Annotated in this window: 15 protein-coding genes; 7 read left to right on the forward strand and 8 right to left on the reverse strand. The window is 75.4% G+C overall.

Annotated elements, in window-relative coordinates:
• Positions 1–7 precede the first annotated feature (7 nt).
• Positions 8–922, reverse strand: coding sequence for an SDR family oxidoreductase (locus HD595_RS08585; RefSeq protein WP_253767309.1), 915 nt, complete (start codon positions 920–922; stop codon positions 8–10).
• A gap of 116 nt (positions 923–1,038) precedes the next feature.
• On the opposite strand from HD595_RS08585, the gene HD595_RS08590 reads away from it, so the two are divergent.
• Entirely contained in the window at positions 1,039–1,944 is a 906-nt protein-coding gene (locus HD595_RS08590; RefSeq protein WP_253767311.1) for a prenyltransferase/squalene oxidase repeat-containing protein, read from the forward strand.
• A 14-nt stretch (positions 1,945–1,958) separates the two neighbouring features.
• On the opposite strand, the gene HD595_RS08595 is transcribed toward HD595_RS08590, so the two are convergent.
• Positions 1,959–2,831 (reverse strand): GNAT family N-acetyltransferase, encoded by an 873-nt coding sequence (locus HD595_RS08595; protein ID WP_253767313.1) that lies wholly within the window; start codon positions 2,829–2,831, stop codon positions 1,959–1,961.
• Positions 2,832–2,891: 60 nt separating this feature from the next.
• Positions 2,892–3,518 (reverse strand): histidine phosphatase family protein, encoded by a 627-nt coding sequence (locus HD595_RS08600; protein ID WP_253767315.1) that lies wholly within the window; start codon positions 3,516–3,518, stop codon positions 2,892–2,894.
• Between the two features lie 144 nt (positions 3,519–3,662).
• On the opposite strand from HD595_RS08600, the gene HD595_RS08605 reads away from it, so the two are divergent.
• Positions 3,663–4,541: a phosphoribosyltransferase gene (locus HD595_RS08605; RefSeq protein ID WP_253767318.1), complete on the forward strand. Its 879-nt coding sequence runs from the start codon at positions 3,663–3,665 to the stop codon at positions 4,539–4,541.
• Between the two features lie 47 nt (positions 4,542–4,588).
• Entirely contained in the window at positions 4,589–4,921 is a 333-nt protein-coding gene (locus HD595_RS08610; protein ID WP_253767320.1) for a putative quinol monooxygenase, read from the forward strand.
• 106 nt (positions 4,922–5,027) lie between these two features.
• On the opposite strand, the gene HD595_RS08615 is transcribed toward HD595_RS08610, so the two are convergent.
• Positions 5,028–5,330, reverse strand: coding sequence for a 4a-hydroxytetrahydrobiopterin dehydratase (locus HD595_RS08615; protein ID WP_253767321.1), 303 nt, complete (start codon positions 5,328–5,330; stop codon positions 5,028–5,030).
• A 157-nt stretch (positions 5,331–5,487) separates the two neighbouring features.
• On the opposite strand from HD595_RS08615, the gene HD595_RS08620 reads away from it, so the two are divergent.
• Positions 5,488–6,291 carry an alpha/beta fold hydrolase gene (locus tag HD595_RS08620; protein WP_253767323.1) on the forward strand — a complete coding sequence of 268 codons (804 nt, stop codon included), beginning with the start codon at positions 5,488–5,490 and terminating at the stop codon, positions 6,289–6,291.
• Between the two features lie 5 nt (positions 6,292–6,296).
• Here HD595_RS08620 and HD595_RS08625 read toward each other — a convergent pair whose 3' ends face one another.
• Both HD595_RS08625 and HD595_RS08630 read right to left on the reverse strand, forming a co-directional pair.
• Positions 6,297–7,286, reverse strand: coding sequence for an endolytic transglycosylase MltG (locus HD595_RS08625; RefSeq protein ID WP_253767325.1), 990 nt, complete (start codon positions 7,284–7,286; stop codon positions 6,297–6,299).
• Entirely contained in the window at positions 7,283–7,795 is a 513-nt protein-coding gene (locus HD595_RS08630) for a SigE family RNA polymerase sigma factor (protein WP_253767327.1), read from the reverse strand. Before HD595_RS08630 ends, HD595_RS08625 begins: the two co-directional genes overlap by 4 nt.
• A 132-nt stretch (positions 7,796–7,927) precedes the next feature.
• Between HD595_RS08630 and HD595_RS08635 the strand changes: the two genes are divergently transcribed.
• On the forward strand, positions 7,928–8,350 hold the full coding sequence (locus HD595_RS08635) for a cupin domain-containing protein (RefSeq protein ID WP_253767330.1): 423 nt from the start codon (positions 7,928–7,930) through the stop codon (positions 8,348–8,350).
• A gap of 19 nt (positions 8,351–8,369) precedes the next feature.
• On the opposite strand, the gene pdxR is transcribed toward HD595_RS08635, so the two are convergent.
• Positions 8,370–9,920, reverse strand: a complete 1,551-nt coding sequence (gene pdxR / locus HD595_RS08640) for a MocR-like pyridoxine biosynthesis transcription factor PdxR (RefSeq protein ID WP_253767331.1) — start codon at positions 9,918–9,920, stop codon at positions 8,370–8,372.
• A 181-nt stretch (positions 9,921–10,101) separates the two neighbouring features.
• Entirely contained in the window at positions 10,102–11,610 is a 1,509-nt protein-coding gene (locus tag HD595_RS08645; protein WP_253767333.1) for a PucR family transcriptional regulator, read from the reverse strand.
• Positions 11,611–11,755: 145 nt separating this feature from the next.
• Here HD595_RS08645 and HD595_RS08650 point away from each other — a divergent pair, with 145 nt between their 5' ends.
• Together HD595_RS08650 and HD595_RS08655 are read left to right on the forward strand one after the other, a co-directional pair.
• Positions 11,756–13,093, forward strand: coding sequence for an MFS transporter (locus HD595_RS08650; protein ID WP_253767335.1), 1,338 nt, complete (start codon positions 11,756–11,758; stop codon positions 13,091–13,093).
• 107 nt (positions 13,094–13,200) lie between these two features.
• A complete protein-coding gene (locus tag HD595_RS08655; protein WP_253781104.1) occupies positions 13,201–14,772 on the forward strand; it encodes an amidohydrolase in 1,572 nt (523 codons plus the stop codon).
• The last annotated feature ends 68 nt before the right edge of the window (positions 14,773–14,840 follow it).

The following is a 14,840-nucleotide window of genomic DNA, read 5'->3' on the forward strand; positions in this document are numbered from 1 at the left end:
GCGGCGTTCAGCGGTAGCCGGTGGTGTCGGCGGGGCGGCCGGCGTCCATCACCTCCACCAGGTACCGCCAGCAGTCGGGCCGCGACCCGTCCACGTCCGTGAACCCGTACTCCCGGGCCAGCTCCCCGCTCGACACCGACCGCCCGCTCCACCGGGCGACCTCCGGGTCGGCGGCCAGCGCCGCCACCGCCCGCCCGGTGAAGCGCGGCGACTCGGAGATGGCGAAGTGCGGCTGCGCGGCGGTCGCGTCCCGCCAGTTCTCCTCGGTGACGCCGAAGTTGTCCAGCATCATCTCCGAGCGCAGCCACCCAGGCGTCAGCGCCACGGCCGCGCAGCCGTGCGGCTTGAGCTCGTGCGCCTGGGAGTACGCGAGCCGGATGACGGCGGTCTTGGCGAGGTCGTAGAAGAACGAGACGCGGTAGTTGCGGTCGTTGTAGTCCTTGGTGCCGTCGGTCATCTCGACGACCAGCCCGCCCGGGTTCCTGGTGAGCAGCGGGAGCGCGTGGTGGCTGGTGACGATGTGCGTCTCGACGGCCAGGCGCAGCAGCCGCAGCCCGCCGTCGAGGTCGTGCTTCCAGAGCGGCGTCTCCCACTGGGCCAGCTTCTCGCCGCCCCACACGTCGTTCACCAGCACGTCGAGCCGGCCCTGCTCGCGGTCGATCCGTTCGACGAGCGCGCGGACCGCGTCGTGGTCGAGGTGGTCCACCCGGACGGCGACGCCCTGGCCGCCGGCCCGGTCCACCAGCTCGGCCGTCTCCTCGATGGTCTCCGGCCGGTCGTACTCGGAGCGCCGGTCCCGCGTCGTGCGGCCGGTCACGTACACGGTCGCCCCAGCGGCGCCCAGTTCCATCGCGATGCCCCGCCCGGCGCCCCGCGTCCCTCCGGCGACCAGCGCGACCTTGCCCTTCAACATCTGTGTCATGGCGCCAGGCTGGCAGCGAAAGCCGACACGGCGTGTCATGTTTTCCGGCGGGTCGCACCGGCGGGTCGTCCGATTCCGACAAGACCCGGGCCCGCCCTCGCGGGCAGGCTGAGGACATGAGCATCGACCTTCCGGCGGCCGCGGCCTTCATGGCGACGCACGCGCGCGTCCTCGACCGCCGCCGCTTCACCCTGTTGACCGGCCTCCTGGAGGGGGCACCCGGCGACCCGGCTCCCGTGCTGTCGGCCCTCGACGCGTACCGCAACCAGGACGGCGGCTACGGCTGGGGCCTCGAACCCGACCTGCGCTCCCCCGAGAGCCAGCCGGGCGCCGCCATGCACGCGTTCACGGTGTTCGAGGACGTCGCGCCCGTCACCGACCCGCGGGCGGCCGGGCTGTGCGACTGGCTCGGGTCGGTCTCGTTGCCGGACGGCGGCCTGCCGATGGCGCTGCCCACGACGATCGCGGCCGGCACCGCACCCTGGTGGGCGGGGGCCGACCCGGCGCTGTCCTCGCTGCAGATCACCGCGGTGACCGCCGGCGCGGCGCACCGGGTCGCCGCGCACGACCCGGCCGTCGCCGCCCACCCGTGGCTGGAGCGGGCCACCGCGTACTGCCTGGACGCGATCGCGGCGATCGAGCGGACGCCGCACGCGTACGAGCTGGCCTTCGCGATGCGCTTCCTCGACGCGGCCCGCACCGCCCATCCGGCGCGCGTGGAGCGGCTCCTCGACCATCTGCGCCCGTACGTCCCGGCGGACGGCCTCATGCGGGTCGAGGGCGGCAAGGAGGACGAGCGGCTGCGTCCGCTGGACTTCTCACCGTTCCCTGACGGCCCGTCACGGTCGCTGCTCGCCAAGGAGGCGGTCGACGCGGACCTGGAGCGGCTGGCCGCGGGCCAGGCGGAGGACGGCGGCTGGAGCGTCGACTACGCGCACTTCTCGCCGGCGAGCCCGCTGGAGTGGCGCGGGCACGCCACCGTCCAGGCCCTCGGCGTCCTGCACCGCAACGGCCGCCTCTGACCTCGGGGCGCTCCTCATCGCCCGCCGCGCTCGTAGCGGGCGCGGCGGGCGATCGGGGTGGAGCCGAGACTCCGGAAGAGGGCGGCGGAGGCGGGGTTGTCGACGTTGACGTCGAGGAACGCCTCGGTGTCGCCGCGCTCGCGCATCCGCCCGAGCGCCAGGGTGGCGAGCGCCGCCCCGAGCCCGCGCCGCCGCCATCGCGGTACGCACCCGACCTGGATCAGGAATCCCTCCGCGCAGGCCACGAAGCCCACGGGCGTCCCGTCGCCGGCCCGCGCCACCAGGGAGCACGCGGGCAGGAAGGTGTCGTCGGTCAGCCAGCCGATCCACTCGTCCCGCGACCAGCCCGGGAAGCCGGGACGATCGGCGAAGGACCCCCGGTAGGCGGCGTAGAAGGCGTCCAGGTCGCCGGCCGTCCACTCCTCGACCCGCACGCCCGCCGGCAGCGGAGCCCGGGGAAGGGGGCGCGCCAGGTCGAGGCGGTGGACGTCCTCGGCGAACGTCCGCTCGAAGCCCCTCGACGCGAACAGCTCATGGGCCTCGCGCGTCAGCGACTCGGTCTCCGCGCGGAGGCGCCCCGGCCCGTCCGGCGCCATGCCGAGGAGCCGGTCGAGGAGCCCGGATCCCAGGCCGAGCCCGCGGTACGCCGGATCGACGAGGCCGGTCATGACCGTCGTCCCCGGCCCCGGGCGGACCGCGCCGCAGGCGAGCAGCCGGCCGTCGGCGAGGGCTCCGACGGCGCTCACCCCGTCACCGGTGTACCGGCGCTCCAGGAAGGCCGGCGACGCGGTCTCCGGCAGGCCGCCGTCGTGTTCCAGGCACCTGCCGGCGAGACCGGCGATCCGCGCGGCATCCCCCGCCGACAGCGGGGCCCACTCGACGTCCATGGTCAGCCAGGATGCCGCCCCGGTAGGGGCGGCGGCAATCGGCTTTCCGCCCGGCGGCCGTCACACGGTCCGGCTCTCCGGGGGGAAGCCCGTCCAGCGCAGGCCCACCGGCAGGTGCTCCATGTCGTTGAAGCACATGACGGACGGGGCCCGGCCGGGGGCGTACCGGATGACGGTCAGGGCGGCGTTGGCGTGGTTGACGCCCAGCCAGCGCCACTCCGGGGCGTACAGGGCGGCGCGGACCAGCCAGCCGATCAGGAAGTTGTGCGTGACGACCAGCTCGTGGCGCGGCTCGCCGCCCTCCACGCAGCCCGTGAACCGCTCCAGCGCCTCCTTCGCCAGCGTGGCGCCGCGCTCCCGCTCGTCCGCGGGGATCTCGCCGAGGAAGCCGAGGAGGTGATCGGCCGCCTCGACCGGCAGTTCATCCCGTTCCGGTACGTACGGCACGTAGTCCCCGGCGGCCTCGTCGACCCGCACCGGCACGTCCCCGAGCTGCCCGGCGATCAGCTCGGCGGTCAGCGTGGCCCTGGGCAGCGGGCCGTGGTGGACCGCCGCGAGCGGGACGTCCCGAAGCCGCCCGCCCAGCAGGGCGGCCTGGCGCCGCCCGCTCTCGGTCAGCGTCGTCTCGTCGGGGGACGCCTCGCCGTGGCGGGTGAGGTACAGGTATCGGGGCGCTTTGTCGGTCATGTCGCGAAATCGTATGACGTGGCGGTCCGGGTGGAGAGAGGGCAGTGTCGTCCGGGATAGTGATGACCCGCCCGGTGCGCTGGTCACTCTGGAAGACGTGACCCGGCAAACGGACGCCCGCTGACCATGGGGGACGCTCGCGCGGTGACGGAGCGGCACCTCGGCCTCTTCCGGAACGTCCCGGCCGCGCGTCCCGGCCTCTGCCGCGTCTGCCACTCCGCGCCGGCCGCGGACCCGGGACGTCACGTCGTCCCGGTGGTGTCGCGGGCCGCGCGGGAGGAGCACCGCACCGCGCCAGGCGAGCCGCACGGCCCCGCCCAGCCGCACGGCCCCGCCCACCTGTGCGCCGGCTGCCTGCGCGCCACCGCCGGGCTCCACCGGCACACCCCGCACGTGCTGCCCGTCTCGTTGTGCGCCCGGACGGGCGACGACAGGCGGCTGTACGACCTCGTGACCCGCCGCCGCCCTCGGCCCGGTGAGCCGAGCCCCGCCACGCTGCTGGCCGCGACGCTCGCCCGCTTCCACCGGACCCACCTGCACTGCCTGACGCGGGCGGCCGGGGGGCCGCTCACGCTGGTCACCACGGTCCCCGGGGCGGGGGCCGACCGACCCGCCGAGGCGTTCGACCTCCTGCCGCGCGTCGTGCAGTGGGTCGCCGCGCTGCGCGGCCCGCACCGGCCCGTCCTCATGCCGGGCGGCGACCGGGCCGCCGAGGCCGCGCTGGCCCGCCACGTCCCGGACGAACGGGCCTTCCACGTCCTCGGCCGCCTCGACGGCGAGCGGGTGCTGCTGCTGGACGGGCTGTTCGTCACCGGCGCCCGCGTGCAGAGCGCCGCCTCGGCGCTGTACCGGGCGGGGGCCGAGGAGGTGGTGGCTCTGGTCCTGGCCCGCCTCGCGGACCCGTGGGCCGACACGCGGCTCGCCGACGCGTGGGCCCGGCCGTACGACTTCGGCCGCTGCTGCCTGTGCGACCCGGCGGCGCGCCTTCCCACGGACACCGGGCGGCGGGCGAGGCTGGGTTAGTCTCGTGGGGTCACCCGTGCCGATCGCACCCGAGCCCAGGGGCATCCATGATCTTCATCACCGCGAAGTTCCGCGTCCTGCCGGAGCACGCCGACCGCTGGCCCGAGATCACCGCGGAGTTCACGCGGGCCACGCGGGCCGAGCCGGGGTGCCTGTGGTTCGACTGGTCGCGCAGCCTCGACGATCCGGAAGAGTACGTCCTGGTGGAGGCGTTCCGCGACAGCGAGGCGGGCGCCGAGCACGTGACGTCGGAGCACTTCCGCGCGGCGCAGCGCACGCTGCCGCCGCACCTGGCGGAGACGCCGCGCATCGTGAACGCCGACGTCCCGCAGGACGACTGGTCCGAGCTGGGCGAGATGGCGGTCCCCGCACGCCCCTGACCACGCGGCCGACAGCCTCGGCCGCGGGCCGCTTTCCGGGCGGGCGCATTCGGGGCGGGCGCTTTCCGGGCAGGCGCTTTCCGCGCGGGCGCTTTCCGGGCGCGCCTCAGCCGCGGTCGCGGGCCGCTCCGCTGAGCACCCGGTCGATCCGGGCGGCCAGCTCCACGTCCTTCTCCGTCACCCCGCCCGCGCTGTGCGTCCGCAGCGTGAAGCGGACGCCGTCGCCGGTGCGCTCGATGTCGGGATGGTGGTCGAGCGCGTTGGCCTCGTTCATCACCGCCTCGCTCAGCCAGCCGTAGCTGTCGGGCGTTATCGGCACGTCCTTGACCAGCGCGTCGTCCTCACGTCGCCACCCCTGGAGCGCCGCCAGCGCGGTGTCGATCTCCTCGGCGCTCAGCCGCTCGACCATGATGTCCCCTTAGATGCTGTTTGTCCTATGGCTGGCTTACCACCGGAGCACCGCCTCACACCCCCGCGTCCGGCGACCCCCCGGCCACCGATGACTTTCGCCCGTCCCGGAGGTCATACCTCCGCACGTTCGAACGAGCACGGAAGGACCACCGGCCATGACCGCCACCACCCATACCCTGCGCGTCCCCGGCGCCCGCCTCCACTACGAGGTGCGGGGCAGCGGCCCGCTGCTGCTGCTCTTCGGCTCGCCGATGGGCGCCGCCCCGTTCACGCCGCTGGCCGAGGCGCTCGCCGGCGACCACACGGTCGTCACGCACGACCCGCGCGGCATCTCCCGCAGCGTCCTCGACGACCCGGACCAGGGCGCCACGCCCGACCGGCGGGCCGACGACGTCGCCGCCCTCCTGGACCACCTGGGCGCCGACACGGCTGACCTGTTCGGCAGCAGCGGCGGCGCGGTGACGGGCCTGGCCGTGGCCACCCGCCACCCCGGGCGGGTGCGGACCCTCGTCGCGCACGAGCCGCCGCTGCTGGAGCTGCTGCCGGACGCCGCCGAGCGGCGCGCCGTGACGGACGAGATCGTCGAGACCTTCCACCGGGAGGGGCACGGCCCGGCATGGCGGAAGTTCATGACCGCCGCGGGGTTCGACGTCGAAGCCGCCGGGCCGCCGCAGGGCGAGTTCTCGGAGCAGGACCTCGCCGACAGCGCGCGCTTCTTCACCCACGACCTGCGCGGCACCACCCGGTACGTGCCCGACGTCGCCGCGCTGACGTCCTGCCCGGGCCGCGTGGTCGTGGGCATCGGCGCCGAGTCGGGCGGCCTGGTCACGTACCGGACCTCGACGGCCCTGGCGGAGCTGCTCGGCACGGCGCCGGTGGAGTTCCCGGGCGAGCACGGCGGGTTCATGTCGCACGCCGAGCCGTTCGCCGAGACCCTGCGCAAGACCCTGGCGGGCTGACCGGCTCACGATTCCGCCCGGATTCTCCTCTTCCGCTCGTCGAGGAGGCTCTCGTACTCCTCGTCCGAGCCGGCGAACTTCGTCGCCCCGGTCCTCGGGTCCACTGTCACGTAGTACAGCCAGGACCCGGGGGCCGGGCGCAGGGCGGCCTCGATGGCGTCGCGGCCCGGGTTGCCGATGGGGCCGGGCGGCAGGCCGTGGTGGCGGTAGGTGTTGTAGCGGGAGCGGCTCCTCAGGTCGTCGGCACTCGCCTCGACGGCGTACTTGCCGAGGGCGTACATGAGCGGGCTGTCCATCTTCAGCATCATCGGGGGCCGATGGTCCAGGCGGTTGTAGATGGTCCGCGCGATCTTGGGCATGTCCTGCCGGCTGGACGCCTCGGCCTGCACGATGCTGGCGATGATCATGATGTCGCGCGGGCCGCGGCCGAGGCGGCGGGCACCCTCCACCAGCCCGAGCTGGTCGGCGGTGCTCCGGTGCCGCTGCACCATGTCGGCGAGGATCTCCTGGGCGCTCCTGCCCGGCGCCACCTCGTAGGTGCCGGGGAAGGCGAACCCCTCCAGGGAGCCGTTCGCGTAGTCGGGCAGGCCGAGCGCCGCGCCGTTCCTCGCCGCGCGTTCGAACTCCGCGGGCGGCCTGCCGCTCGCCCTCGCGAGCCTCGGCAGCACGTCGGCGAGCCTGAGCCCCTCCATCACGATCACGCGAGCGCCCGGTCCGCGCTCGACGCTCGCGGTGACCTCGCCCGAGGGGCGCGTCAGGGGCCCGGTGGAGACGGCCGGGGCCGGCGTCTGCTCGGACAGTCCCCGCACCGTCGCCACGGTCCCCGCCGCCAGCACCGCGACGGCCGCCGCGGCCGCCAGCGCCATGCCGGGCCGCCGCACGCGGCGCGGCCCCGTCGCCGTCAACGTCGTCCGAAGGAAGCGCTCCGGAGGGGGCGGAGGTTCCTCGCGCGCCATGTCGGCCAGGGTGTCGCGTAGCACGTCCTCGATGTTCATCCCAACTCCCTCACGGCGCTCAGCTCGGGCGCGGCCTGCTTGAGGCGTTCCAGCGACCGGTAGATCTGGCTGCGGACCGACCCGACCCGCACGCCGAGCAGGCGCGCGATCTCGGTCTCGGAGAGGTCCTCGAAGTAGCGGAGGACGAGCATGGTGCGCTGCCGGGGCGTGAGCCGGGCCAGCGCCTCCCGCATGACCAGCCGCAGGTCGGCGGCGTCGGCGTGCTCCCCGCCGGCCTGCTCGGGCAGCCACTCGGCGGCCACCTCGGCGACGCGGGACCGGCGCCGCCACCAGCTCACCTGCTCGTGGTACATGGCCCGCCGGACGTACCCCTCGACGGCCCCGGGGTCGCGCAGCCTCCCCCACCGCGCGGCCGTCTTGGCCAGCGCCGACTGCACCAGGTCCTCGGCGGCGTGCCGGTCACCGGTCAGCAGGTACGCGGTGCGGAACAACGCCGCCGACCGGGCGACGACGAACTCCCGGAACTCCGTCTCGACTCCTGGATCCACCCGTCCTCCTCGCTCTGTCACCAGGCAAGGACGCGGCGGGGTCCCGGATCTATGCCTGCGCCGGACCGGTCTACTGGAACGGGGGCGAAGTGGTCTACTTTCCTGGTCCGGTGGCGGCCTAGCCTCGGTCGCATGACGACAGAGCAGAAGCAGGGCACGATCCTGACCACCCTCGACCACCAGGTGCCGCCGTTCATGCCGGAGAACGTGGAGATGATGACGGCGACCGTCGAGCTGCCGCCCGGGCACCCGGGCACGCCGCCGCACCGCCACTCCGGTCCGGTGTTCGGCTACATGCTCGAAGGGGAGATGATCTTCGAGCTGGAGGGCGAGCCGGAGCGGGTGATCCGCACCGGGGAGGCGTTCTGGGAGCCGGGCGGCGACGTGATCCACTACCAGGCCGGCAACAACCTGGCGGACGCGTGGAGCAGGTTCGTGGTGGTGATGGCCGGGGTGCCGGGCGAGCCGATGCTCACCCTCGTGGACGAGGCCGAACTGGAGGCACGCCGCGACCGCCGCGCTCCCCGCCCCTCCGGCGCCGCCCAGAAGGCGTGAAGCCCCGCTTCGCCGTCGGCTACGCGAGGCGCTCGACCAGGCGGCCGAGCGTCTCCAGGCCGTGGCGCCAGGCGTGCCGCGGCGGCGTCGCGTAGCCGAGGACGAGCGCGGCGGGCCGGTCGTCCGACGGCTCGTGCCAGTACCCGGAGACGTGCAGCCCGAACAGGCCCACCCCGGCCCGCCGGCCCGCCTCCACCAGGCGCCGCTCGTGCCCGGCGGAGGGCACCGGCAGCAGCGCGTGCAGTCCCGCCGCCACGCCCGGCAGCGGGCACGGCAGCCGCCGGGCCAGCTCCGCGCGGCGGCGCCGGTAGGCCAGGCGCGCCCGCCGGATGTGCCGGTCGTACTCGCCCCGCGCGACCAGGTCGGCGAACGCGAGCTGGTGCACGGCGGGCACCGTCGCCCCGGTGTCCGCCACGGCCCGCAGCAGCGGCTCCCGCAGCGCGGGCGGGACGACCAGCCAGCCGAGCCGCATCCCCGGCGCCAGCGTCTTGCTGGCGCTGCCGGCGAAGACCACCCGGTCGGGGGCCAGCGCCTGCAACGCCCCGACGGGCTGCTGGTCGTAGCGGAACTCGCCGTCGTAGTCGTCCTCGATGACGTAGCCGTCGGCCCGGCGCGCCCACGCGGCGAACGCGGCGCGCCGCTCGGGCGCCAGCACCACGCCCCACGGGTGCTGGTGGGCGGGCGTGAGCAGGGCGGCGCCGCACCGGCCGGTCAGACCGGCGGGGTCGGCGCCGTCGGCGTCCACCGGCAGGGGCACCGTCGCCAGACCGGCCGCGCGTACCAGGTCGCGGTGGCGTCCCAGGCCGGGGTCCTCGGTGGCCAGGTGCGTGCGGCCCGTGCCGCGCAGCGCCCGCGCCAGCAGCGACAGCCCGGAGGCGAACCCGCCGACCACGACCACCAGCTCCGGGTCGGCGATCACGCCGCGGGCCCGGGCGAGGTAGCCGGCGACGACCCGCCGCAGCGCGGGCAGCCCGGCCGGGTCGCCGTAGTCCAGGTCCTGGAAGGGGGCGGCCGACAGGGCCCGGCGCACGGCCGAGGCCCAGGCGGCGCGGGGGAACGCGCTGACGTCGGGCCGGCCGGGACGCAGGTCCACGGTCGTCCACGGGTTGCCACCGCCGCCCGGCTCGGCGACGGTGGCGGCGGTCGCGGTCTGCTCGGCGGCGGCGGCGGTCGCGGCCTGCTCGCTGGCGGTCGCGGGCAGCGCCGCCACGCGGGTGCCCGACCCGGCCGCCCCGGTCAGCCATCCCTCGGCGATGAGCTGGGTGTAGACCTGGACGACGGTGCCGCGGGACACGCCGAGGTCGGCCGCCAGGGCGCGGCTGCCGGGCAGCGGTGTCCCGGCGGTCAGGCGGCCCGAACGCACCGCCTCGCGCAGCGCCGACTCCAGCGAACGCCCCAGCTCGCCCCGCCTCCGGCGCACGTCGAGATGCAGGTCGAGGCCGCCGGCCCGCACGAACCCCGACCCACCCACCGCCAGGACATCGTCCCCGCGGACGCCGCTCACCGGCCCGGCTTCGGCCCCGCCCCCGGCGCTCACCGGCCAGGCTTCGGCCCCGCCCCCCGCGCTCACCGGCCCGACTTCGGCCCCGCCGGCCCCGGTCACCAACCCGGGGCCGCGCCCACCCGCCCCCTCCGACCCCGCGTCCGGCCTCATGCCACGCACCGACCCAGATCCGCCCCCATCCGCCCCTTCCTGCTCCGCGTCCGGCCCCGAGGCACGTACCGGCCCGGCCCCTCCTGCTCCTCTGCGCTCATTCGGGTGGGTGGCCCGTGACGCGGCCAGGGGGTACGAGGTCGCCGAGTGAGACGGCCAGCCAGAGCTGGAGGCGGTGCCCCGGGTCGGTCAGGGGGCGCCCCGAGACGCGCTCGGCGGCGGCCAGCCGGCGGCGCAGCGTGTTGCGGTGCACGCCGAGCCGCCGGGCGGCGATCTCCAGGTTCTCCCCCGCCTCCAGGTAGGCGCGGACCGAGGCGACGAGGTGACCGCCGTGCCGGGCCTCGTACTCGCGCAGGGGACGCAGCACCGCGCCGGAGAAGCGGCGCGCCGCCTCGGGATCGACGGCGTCCCTGAGCAGCGCCCACGCCTCCAGGTCATCCACGTGGGTGTAGCCGTCGCCGCGCCCGGCCAGCGCCGCCGCGTGCCGCGCCGCCGCGGGCAGCTCGTCCAGGCTGAGCGCCCGGCAGCCGCCCCCCGCCGCGCCCAGTCGAGCGCACAGCTCCTCGCCGCGCCGCCGCCCGTCGTCCGGCAGCACGAACAGCACCCCCTCGGGCCGGGGGCAGACGAACGCCAGCTCCTCGGCCTCCGCGTCGGCGACCACGTCGGCCAGCGCCTCGACCGCCGCCTCCACCGGCACCCGCGGCCCCGCCACGACCACCTCGTACGGCGGCGCCGCCACCGAGCACAGCTCGCCGAGCTGGCGCGTGGACAGCCCGCCGTCGAGCACCGCGGACAGCAGCGCGGCCCGCTGGGCGTGCGACCTGGCCCGCCCGGCGCGCACGCCCAGCAACTCGATGGCCAGCAGGCAGACGGCGTGGTTGGTCAGCATCCTGACGTGCCAGTCCAGGGGTGAGGCGGTGCGCACCGCGAGCCAGCCGGTGGGCGGGCCGGAGAAGCCGAGGCTCTGCACCTGGACGGCCTCGATGCCGTCGTCCATGACGCCGGCGCTGCGCCGGGCCGTGCTCCCCGCCGCCTCGACGGCCCTGGCGTGCCACGGCCGCTCGCCCGGCGGGACGCTCGCCCGGGGCCCGCCGTGCGGGTCGAGCAGCAGCACCTCACCCCCGGCGTGCTCGGCCAGGGCGCGCAGGATGCCCGAGGTGCCCGACACCAGCGCGGCCCGGGCCATCGCCTCCTGGGCGGCCACGACCCGCCGCTCCCCGCGTACCCGCTCGTCGGCGTGCCACCGGGCGACGGCCTCGCTCACGGCGATGAACGGGGTGAGGATCTCCAGGACCGGCAGCCCGCACGCGTCGGCGGCGGCCAGGACGTCACCCGGGACCTCGGTCACGGCCTCGCCGAGCGCGAAGGCCAGCGCGGCGCAGCCCGCGCCCGACAGCCGCTCGACGTAGGCGCGCCGCCCCTCGCCGTCGGCGGGCAGGCCGAGGCCGATGGTCATGACCAGCTCGCCGCCGCGCAGCCACGGCACGGGGTCGGCCAGCTCCGACACGTGCGCCCACCGCACGACGCGGGCCAGCCCGGCGCGCCCGGCCAGCAGCCGCATCTCCATGCCGGGCAGGGTCATGGCCTGGGCCGTCGTCAGCGCCATCCCGGCTCCTCGATCAACGCCATGCCGGCTCCTCGGCGGTGTGCATACCGCACTCTAATTCACCGCCGGCGGTGCGATTCGTCCCGGGTCGAATCCCTCTGACCTGCGCATATCGTCGTCGCACCCCCTGAGAACCGGAGGACCCATGAACCGCGCCACCCGGGCGGCCGGCGCCGCCTTCGTCGGGACCACGATCGAGTGGTACGACTTCTACGTCTACGCCACGGCCGCCGCGCTGCTCTTCGACGACCTGTTCTTCCCCAACGCCTCCAGCCCCACGGTCGCGCTCATGGCGTCCTTCGCCACGTACGCGGTCGGCTTCTTCGCCAGGCCGCTCGGCGGCATCGTGTTCGGCCACTTCGGCGACCGGGTCGGCCGCAAGTCCGCGCTGGTCGTCACCCTGCTCATGATGGGCGCCGCCACCTTCGCCGTCGGCGTCCTGCCCACGTACGCCTCGGTCGGCGTGCTCGCCCCGGTGCTGCTGGTGGTGCTCCGCTTCGTGCAGGGCCTCGCGGTCGGCGGCGAGTGGGGCGGCGCGGCGCTCATGGCGGTCGAGCACGCGCCGGAGGACAAGAAGACCTTCTACGGCGGCTTCGCCCAGCTCGGCAACCCGGCGGGCGCGCTGCTGGCCACGGGCGCGTTCAGCCTCATGAACCTGTTCGGCGAGGACGCCCTGCACACGTGGGGCTGGCGGGTGCCGTTCATCGTCTCGGCCGTGCTGGTTCTGGTCGGCCTGATGATCCGGCTTCGGGTCGAGGAGTCGCCCGTGTTCAAGGAGGCCGTGTTCAAGGAGTCCGTCTCCGACCGGCCCGTGGGGCAGGGCGTGCCGATCAAGGAGGTGTTCCGCGGGTCGTGGCGCTCGGTCCTGCTCGGCATCGGCACGCTGCCGGTGGCGATCGGCGGCTACTACATCCTCACGACGTTCCTACTCTCGTACGCCACGGGCCCGTACGCGGGCGAGTCGGAGCAGCTCATCCTCAACGGCCTGAGCCTGGCCGCGTTCGTCGAGCTGGTCGCCACGCTGGGCATGGCCTGGATGGGCGACAGGTTCGGCAACCGCAAGGTCGTCATCTGGTTCCTCGTCGCCACGGCCGTGCTGGCCGTCCCGCAGTTCACGGTGCTCGGCTCGCACAGCACCTTCCTGATCTTCCTGATGCTGGCCCTGATGCGCCTGGCCACCTCCGGCACGTACGGGCCGATGGCGGCGATCCTGGCGGAGATGTTCCCGCCGCGGGTCCGCTACACCGGCATCTCGCTCGCCTACCAGGGGGCCGGCGCGATCTTCGGCGGCCTGTCGCCGCTCGTCGCCACCGCCCTCGTCGGCGCGGCCGACGGCGCGGCGTGGCCGGCGGTGGCCCTGCTCGCCGGCATGTGCGTGCTGAGCGTGGTCTGCCTGGCCGTGGCGCCCCGCCACCTCGACCGCGCGCCCGCCGCGCCCGCGACGGGCACGACGGGCGCCGCGACGACGACCACCACGGCCTGACCGCGCCCGGCCTCCCGTCCCTCGGCGCAAGCCCCTGAGATCGCATCCGTCCCAGAAGGAGAACCCTCGTGCCCACCACCGTCATCACCGGCGGCAAGGTCATCACCATGGACCCCGCGAACCCGGCCGCCGAGGCCGTGGCCGCGCGGGACGGCCGCATCCTGGCCGTCGGCCGCGAGCAGGACGTGCTCGCCGCGGCCGGGCCGGGCGCCGAGGTCGTGGACGCCGGCGGCCGGAGCGTGGTGCCGGGCTTCATCGACCCGCACAACCACCTGCTGTCCACGGCCGAGACGCTGGTGGCGGTGGACGCCCGCTACCCGGCCGTGGGCAGTGCCGCCGACCTGGTCGCCGCCGTCGCCGCGGAGGCCGCCCGGACCCCCGCCGGCCAGTGGATCCGCGCGTACGGGATGGACGACGCGAAGTTCCCGACCGGCCGGCCGACGCGGCGGCAGCTCGACGAGGCCACCACCGACCACCCGGTGATCGTCTACCACGTGTCGGGGCACCAGGCGGTGGTCAACTCGGCCGCGCTGGCCTGGCGCGGGATCGGCGAGGACGTGGCCGACCCGGCGGGCGGCGCGTTCGTGCGGGACGAGGGCGGCCGCCTCACCGGCATGGTGCTCGACTCGGCGATGGAGCTGCTGCTGCCCGTGGCCGTGGACATCGGCTGCCACGGCCCGAACTTCCACGTGGACCTGCCCCAGGAGCAGTTGCGGTCCTGGCTGGAGATGGCCGGGGACACCTATCTGCGGGCCGGGGTGACCACCGTGTGCGACCCGCAGGTGTCGCGACGGGAGCTGCTGGTGTACCGGTCGGCGTGGAAGGCGGGCACGCTGCCGGTGCGCACCGTCGTCATGCCGCTGTCGCACATGCTGGACGAGCTGAGCTCCATCGGCCTGGCCGGGCCGTTCGGCGACGACCGGCTGCGCTTCGGGGCGATGAAGTTCTACTGCGACGGCACGCTGCTGGGCGGCACCGCGATGTTCGAGGAGCCGTACGGCGAGAACTTCACGGGCTCGCTCTACCACCGGCCGGACGAGCTGACGGAGCTGGTGCGCCGGGCCGCCGCGGCCGGCTGGCAGATCGGCATCCACACGCAGGGCGACCGGGCGATGGGCTACTCCCTCGACGCCCTCAAGGCCGCCGTGGCCGTCTCGGGTGACGACGCGCGGCCCCGCATCGAGCACTGCGGCCATCCGACGCCCGCCCAGGTACGGGACTTCGCGGCGCTCGGCGTGATCCCGGTCAACCAGCCCAACTTCCTCCACGACAGCGGCACCGACTTCGTGCGCCGGCTCGGCGACAAGCGGGCGCACCGGCTCCAGCCCATGCGCGAGGAGATCGACGCCGGGCTGCGCCCGGTGCTGTCCAGCGACTCGTTCGTCTCCTCGCTGCGGCCCATGGAGACCGTGGCCAACGCGGTGCGCCGCCGCACCCGGGAGGGCGGGCCGATCGGGGCCGAGCAGGCGATCACGCTGGAGGAGGCGCTGCGCGCGCACACGCTCGACGCCGCGTACGCGCTGCGCATGGAGGACCGGATCGGGTCCCTCGCGCCGGGCAAGCTGGCCGACGTGGCGGTGCTCGACGCGGACGTGCGGAGCCTGCCGGCGGAGGCGCTGGCGGGCGTGGACGCGTGGCTGACCATGCTCGACGGGCGGGTCGTCCACCGCTCGGCGTGACCGGGGGGTCGTGCGCCCGGGCGGGTCGTCCACCGCTCGGCGTGACCGGGCGGTCGTGCGCCGGGCCC

It is taken from the genome of Nonomuraea roseoviolacea subsp. carminata, assembly GCF_024172185.1.
GTDB classification, from domain to species: domain Bacteria; phylum Actinomycetota; class Actinomycetes; order Streptosporangiales; family Streptosporangiaceae; genus Nonomuraea; species Nonomuraea roseoviolacea.

Excerpts from the sequence above, each read along its gene's own strand:
- HD595_RS08585 (WP_253767309.1), bottom strand. The coding sequence starts at position 922 with ATGACACAGATGTTGAAGGGCAAGGTCGCGCTGGTCGCCGGAGGGACG.
- HD595_RS08590 (WP_253767311.1), top strand. The coding sequence starts at position 1,039 with ATGAGCATCGACCTTCCGGCGGCCGCGGCCTTCATGGCGACGCACGCG.
- HD595_RS08595 (WP_253767313.1), bottom strand. The coding sequence starts at position 2,831 with ATGGACGTCGAGTGGGCCCCGCTGTCGGCGGGGGATGCCGCGCGGATC.
- HD595_RS08600 (WP_253767315.1), bottom strand. The coding sequence starts at position 3,518 with ATGACCGACAAAGCGCCCCGATACCTGTACCTCACCCGCCACGGCGAG.
- HD595_RS08610 (WP_253767320.1), top strand. The coding sequence starts at position 4,589 with ATGATCTTCATCACCGCGAAGTTCCGCGTCCTGCCGGAGCACGCCGAC.
- HD595_RS08615 (WP_253767321.1), bottom strand. The coding sequence starts at position 5,330 with ATGGTCGAGCGGCTGAGCGCCGAGGAGATCGACACCGCGCTGGCGGCG.
- HD595_RS08620 (WP_253767323.1), top strand. The coding sequence starts at position 5,488 with ATGACCGCCACCACCCATACCCTGCGCGTCCCCGGCGCCCGCCTCCAC.
- HD595_RS08625 (WP_253767325.1), bottom strand. The coding sequence starts at position 7,286 with ATGAACATCGAGGACGTGCTACGCGACACCCTGGCCGACATGGCGCGC.
- HD595_RS08635 (WP_253767330.1), top strand. The coding sequence starts at position 7,928 with ATGACGACAGAGCAGAAGCAGGGCACGATCCTGACCACCCTCGACCAC.
- HD595_RS08645 (WP_253767333.1), bottom strand. The coding sequence starts at position 11,610 with ATGGCGCTGACGACGGCCCAGGCCATGACCCTGCCCGGCATGGAGATG.
- HD595_RS08650 (WP_253767335.1), top strand. The coding sequence starts at position 11,756 with ATGAACCGCGCCACCCGGGCGGCCGGCGCCGCCTTCGTCGGGACCACG.
- HD595_RS08655 (WP_253781104.1), top strand. The coding sequence starts at position 13,201 with ATGGACCCCGCGAACCCGGCCGCCGAGGCCGTGGCCGCGCGGGACGGC.